This window comes from Actinoallomurus acaciae (assembly GCF_042429965.1).
GTDB lineage: Bacteria > Actinomycetota > Actinomycetes > Streptosporangiales > Streptosporangiaceae > Actinoallomurus > Actinoallomurus acaciae.
In genome coordinates, this window is record NZ_JBHLZP010000582.1 from 338 (window position 1) to 5,155 (window position 4,818).

The following is a 4,818-nucleotide window of genomic DNA, read 5'->3' on the forward strand; positions in this document are numbered from 1 at the left end:
CAGCATCAGCCACAGGCCGCCCGTCTGGCCCAGGAAGATCAGCTGAGCGACGCCGGCGCCGGCGAGCGCCGCGCCCATGACCTGACCGGCGACGGTCGCGGCACGGTCACCGCGCGACCGGTCGCCGGAGCCCATCCACACCAGCGCCCGCAGAATGCGGCCGCCGTCCAGCGGCGCGCCCGGCAGCAGGTTGAACACGGCCAGGAACCCGTTGGTCGCCCCGGTCCAGGCGAGCGCCGCGACGATCACCCCCGGCGCACCGGCCGAGGAGGCGCCCTCCGCGGCGGCGAACAGCACCCCGCCGATGGCGAGGCTCGTCAGCGGCCCCGCGGCGGCGACGGCGAGGTCCGTACGGGCGGTCTTCGGCTCACCCTCGAGCTGGGCGACCCCGCCGAGCATCCACAGGGTGATCGAACGCACCCCGAGCCCCCGCCTGCGCGCGACGGCGGCGTGGGCGCCCTCGTGGGCCAGCAGGGAGGCGAGGAAGAGCAGCGCCGTGGGGATCGCGATGGCCCAGTACACGCTCGCGGGCCGGCCCGCGTCCGCGCGCGGCAGGACGTTCACGGCGACGATGTCGGCGATCAGCACGAGGATCACCACGACCGACCAGTTGACCCCCACCGGGATGCCCGCGACGTGGCCCAGCCGGAGATTCTGCTTCATCGCCGCCTCCTCGACCTGGTGACCCAGCCTCCACTCTCGGCTCATGCGGCCTGCGGGGGTACGTCCATTGGTCCCCGGTGAGCGGGCGAAGGTCGCAGGTCCGCCCCGTTCACGCGCGACGGTAGTCGGAACGCGGGGCTCGCGGGTCGCGTCGGGACCTCCGGGGCCCAGGGGACGGGACGGGAGACCAAGGTCCGGGGCCGCTGGGACCTTCGCCCCTGGATGGCCGTCGGGCCCGTGCGAGGCTGAAGACAGGCCTGCGGGACGAGCGAGGGAGCCGGACCGACGAATCGAGAAGGAGTGAAAGGAGCTCCAACGAGATTCGGAGGAAGGGCTGAGAGGCCGGACCGGCATAGCCCGGTACCGGCGACCTCCACTACCTGATCCGGGTGATACCGGCGCAGGGAAATCGCCCCGCAGGTCTTTCGTCGCCTGATCGAGAGTCCGTCCAGGGACCGGAATCCCGTTGTATCGAGCGCCCCTGGACGGCTCCCGGGCGGTGCCCGTTGAGGGCCGCCGATGGTGGGTAGAGCCACGGACAACCGGCTATTCGAGGTGGTTCACCGTGGGTTCGAACGGACACGGCGTACGGTTGCCGTTCACCGACCGGGCCGAGGCCGGACGGGTGCTCGCCGAGCGCGTGGCGGCACTGGGCCTCGCGGACCCGGTCGTACTGGCCCTGCCCCGCGGCGGTGTCCCGGTGGCGCACGAGGTCGCCGAACGGCTCGGCGTTCCCTTCGACGTCCTGGTCACCCGCAAGATCGGCTGTCCGGGCCAGCCGGAGCTGGGCGTGGGGGCGATCGCGGAGGGCGGTGAGCCGGTGTTCGACGCCGACCTGCTCCGCCGCCTGGGCCTGACCGAACGCGACCTGGATCCCACGACCGGCCGCGAGCGCGTCGAACTCGCCCGCCGGATCACCGCCTACCGCGGCGGCCGCGCGCTGCCTCCGCTCAGGGGCCGCGACGTGGTCGTGGTGGACGACGGCCTGGCGACGGGCGGAACCGCCCGAGCGGCCCTGGCCGCCGTACGCGCGGAAGGCGCGAGGCGCCTGGTGCTGGCGGTACCGGTGGGCGCGGCCCAGACGGTGTGGGAGCTCTCCTCCGCAGCGGACGACCTGGTGGTCCTGGCCGCCCCGTCGTCCTTCCGCGCGGTCGGGCAGTGGTACCAGCACTTCGACCAGCTGACCGACGAGGATGTCCTGACCCTCCTCCACGCCCCGCACACCTGACGAGGCGGGCAGGGGCGGACCCCGATCCCGGCGGCTTTCCAGGGGAGAACTCCGGTGCCACGGAGGCATCCGTGGCACCGGAGATCGGGACAGGCCCTCATGTTCGGCCGGGGGAAGGCGCCCGCAGAGAGGACAAGAGCCGGATCCGCACTCTCGGCGGTACCGGCTCTATGGAAACGGCCCCGCGGGGGCGGGGCCGCAGGCTGCGCTCTCGCTCAGGCGGCGTTGGCGCGGCGCATGCGGCGGCGGCGCTCCGACGCGCGCTCGTCCTCGTTCAGGCCGCCCCACGTGCCGTACTTCTCAGGCCGGGACACGGCATAGTCAAGGCATTCTCCTCGCACGGGGCAGCGCATGCAGACCGCCTTGGCCTTGCGCTCGCGGATCTCCCGCTCCGGCTGACGTTCACCGTCCGGGCCGAAGAACAGGATCAGGTCCTCCCCCCGGCACTCGGCAGCGTCCTGCCAGCCCCAGCTAGGGCGGGGGAGGTTTGCCTGCCGACGTACCTGAGCCATAGAACTACCACCTCGTAGCTTGCGGGTGAGCATAAATTTCGGTCACGGGCGCCAAACGGTGAGTACGTGCCAAAAATTGCAACGTCGTGAAGCGCCGTGATGTTCCCCGGAGAGCGCCGTGTCCCCTTGGGAACGGCGTACAGGGCCTCGGAGAGGTTACACGAGGGCCGTCTCGTTGAGAAGAGTCAGGTCCCGTTCAATATAGGTTCGGACGTCTTCGCCGCATCCGGGACCGCAGGCGCCCACCGGCCGCTGCTCCACTCGGAGCCTATAGCGTGCGGTGCCCGCTCGCACCACGGCGACGCCGCCGGCCATGGACTCCACGGTGACGTCCTCGACCCCCAGGACCCCCGTACGCGCGCGGACGAAATGCTCCGCCGCCTGCGAAGGCTCGGGTTGACCGCCCCGCCCGCGGAAGCCTTCGAGGACCACCCGCCCGCGCCGGTACTCCTCCGCCGCGGTCAGTGCGCGCCGCTCGTCCAGGTCGCCGTAGTACAGGCCGTGCGGCAGGCAGACGAGGTTCGCGGCGTACCGGTCGCCGCCCACATGTGTCGTCTCCCACACCTCGCCGAAGCGCTCGTGCAGGAACCGGGCCAGGGGCGCGCCGACGCGGGCGCAGCACGCGTTGTGCTTCCCATGCGTGCACACGAGGAACACGGGCCCGGTGACGGGCACGCCGAATCCGGGGGCGAGGCCGGCGCCGACGGCGGCCAGGTCGAGCCCGGCCAGCTCCTCGTGGTCCTCCAGCTCGCGCCCCTCCAGCCAGACGTCGCCGCCGGGACCGGAGAACCCGGCGTACACCTGGAGCGGCGGTGTGGCGCGCCGCCGGCGGGGTGTCCGGATGAGCTGGGGGCGCACGCCGTGGCGCCGGGCGCGGGCGATGGCCTCGGCGAGCGGCGCGGGGAGTGTCATGGTGTCGACGTCCGCGCCCCACGGGCCGGGGTGTTCGATGAGCAACCAGGCGCGCGAGCCCACGGTCGCGCTGGCCAGGCACGAACGCCGGCCGGTGTGGCACCCGGCGCAGTGCGTGCATCGGTTGTCTCGCAACGAACCCCCTCCACAGGCTTATTAGGTAAGACTAACCTAACCAACTCCCGTCACGCGAATGAGCAGGGATGATCGATGAACACAGGGTGAACACACGCCCCAGAAATGCCCGAAGGCGTCGACGTGCGGCACTTCTCACGCTCTAGAGTGTTTCCGTCCTTCGAGACCGATCATGGGAGCCCCATGCGCACGCCGTTTCTGGTCGTGAGCGCGGCGTTGCTGCTGGCCAGCGCCGGCGATGCTCGACCGACCCTCGGCGCACCGCGTCCGGCCGCCATCGAGGCGTCGACCACCGGATGCGGCACCGGCTGGGCGCACCCGCACGCGGGTGGCCAGGTGCTCACGGTGCGTAACGACGGCGCCACCGCCGCGGGCCTGATGCTCATCGACCCGGCCTCCGGCGCGGTCTACGCCGAGGCCGAGGGGCTGGGCCCCGGCGTGACGCGGCAGTTGCACCTGTCCCTCGGCGGCGGCACGTACGCCTTCCGCTGCGAGGACGACGCCGGCGGCGACCCGGTCACCGGGCCCTCGATACGCATCGCCGGCGGCCGGGGGAGCAGCACCGCGGTCCTGCCCGTGACCAACAACGACCTGTACGCCCCGGCGCGCGCCTACTCCAAGTACGTCGACGCCGGGCTCGACCGCCTCATCACCGCGACCGACCGGCTGCGCGCGGCGGTGGACGACGGCGACCTCGACGCCGCCCGTTCCGCCTGGACGCCGGCCCACCTCGCGTACGAACGCCTCGGCGCGGCGTACGGGACGTTCGGCGACTTCGACGGCGCGATCAACGGGAGCCCCGCCGGCCTGCCGAAGGGCGTGCACGACCCGGACTTCACCGGCTTCCACCGGCTGGAGTACGGCCTGTGGCACGGGGAGTCCGCCGGGTCGCTGCGCAAGCCGGCCGACCGGCTCGCCCACGACACCCGCGCCCTGAAGTCCGACTTCCCGCACCAGCGCATGGACCCCGCGGACCTGCCACTCAGGGCGCACGAGATCCTGGAGAACACCCTGCAGTTCCAGCTCACCGGCGCGGCCGACCAGGGGAGCGGCACCACGCTCAAGACGGCGGCCGCCAATGTCGAGGGCACCCGTGAGGTGCTCGGCGTCCTCCGGCCGGTCCTGCGCGACCGCTACCCGGCCCTGTCCCAGGTCGACACCTGGCTCGACCGGCTCGACGCACAGCTCAAGGGCAGGTCCTCGGTCGACCACCTGTCGGCCGGGGAGCGCGAGCGCCTGAACGGGACGGCGGGTCAGCTCCTGGAGCTCCTCGCGCCGATCGCCGCGATCGCCCAGCCGAGGCGCATCTCATGACCGAGCGGAGTCCACGCGAGGACGGTACGCCGCGCGGCGACCGTCGGTCCTTCC

5 protein-coding genes are annotated in these 4,818 nt (G+C 72.5%); 2 read left to right on the forward strand and 3 right to left on the reverse strand.

Going from position 1 to position 4,818, the window contains the following annotated elements:
* The coding region (locus ACFFNX_RS42425) for a site-2 protease family protein (RefSeq protein WP_378211909.1) at nucleotides 1-663 on the reverse strand (663 nt) is incomplete at its 3' end.
* Between the two features lie 565 nt (nucleotides 664-1,228).
* Here ACFFNX_RS42425 and ACFFNX_RS42430 point away from each other — a divergent pair.
* Entirely contained in the window at nucleotides 1,229-1,891 is a 663-nt protein-coding gene (locus tag ACFFNX_RS42430) for a phosphoribosyltransferase (RefSeq protein ID WP_378211910.1), read from the forward strand.
* Between the two features lie 215 nt (nucleotides 1,892-2,106).
* On the opposite strand, the gene ACFFNX_RS42435 is transcribed toward ACFFNX_RS42430, so the two are convergent.
* Both ACFFNX_RS42435 and ACFFNX_RS42440 read right to left on the reverse strand, forming a co-directional pair.
* Entirely contained in the window at nucleotides 2,107-2,403 is a 297-nt protein-coding gene (locus ACFFNX_RS42435) for a WhiB family transcriptional regulator (protein WP_285576288.1), read from the reverse strand.
* Between the two features lie 156 nt (nucleotides 2,404-2,559).
* Nucleotides 2,560-3,450, reverse strand: a complete 891-nt coding sequence (locus ACFFNX_RS42440; RefSeq protein ID WP_378211911.1) for a sucrase ferredoxin — start codon at nucleotides 3,448-3,450, stop codon at nucleotides 2,560-2,562.
* Nucleotides 3,451-3,633: 183 nt separating this feature from the next.
* On the opposite strand from ACFFNX_RS42440, the gene ACFFNX_RS42445 reads away from it, so the two are divergent.
* Complete coding sequence (locus ACFFNX_RS42445) at nucleotides 3,634-4,764, forward strand: EfeM/EfeO family lipoprotein (RefSeq protein ID WP_378211912.1); 1,131 nt, start codon at nucleotides 3,634-3,636, stop codon at nucleotides 4,762-4,764.
* Nucleotides 4,765-4,818: the final 54 nt, after the last annotated feature.

Bases quoted from the DNA above. Each gene is read 5' to 3' on its own strand.
- ACFFNX_RS42445 (WP_378211912.1), top strand. From the start codon at position 3,634: ATGCGCACGCCGTTTCTGGTCGTGAGCGCGGCGTTGCTGCTGGCCAGC.
- ACFFNX_RS42435 (WP_285576288.1), bottom strand. From the start codon at position 2,403: ATGGCTCAGGTACGTCGGCAGGCAAACCTCCCCCGCCCTAGCTGGGGC.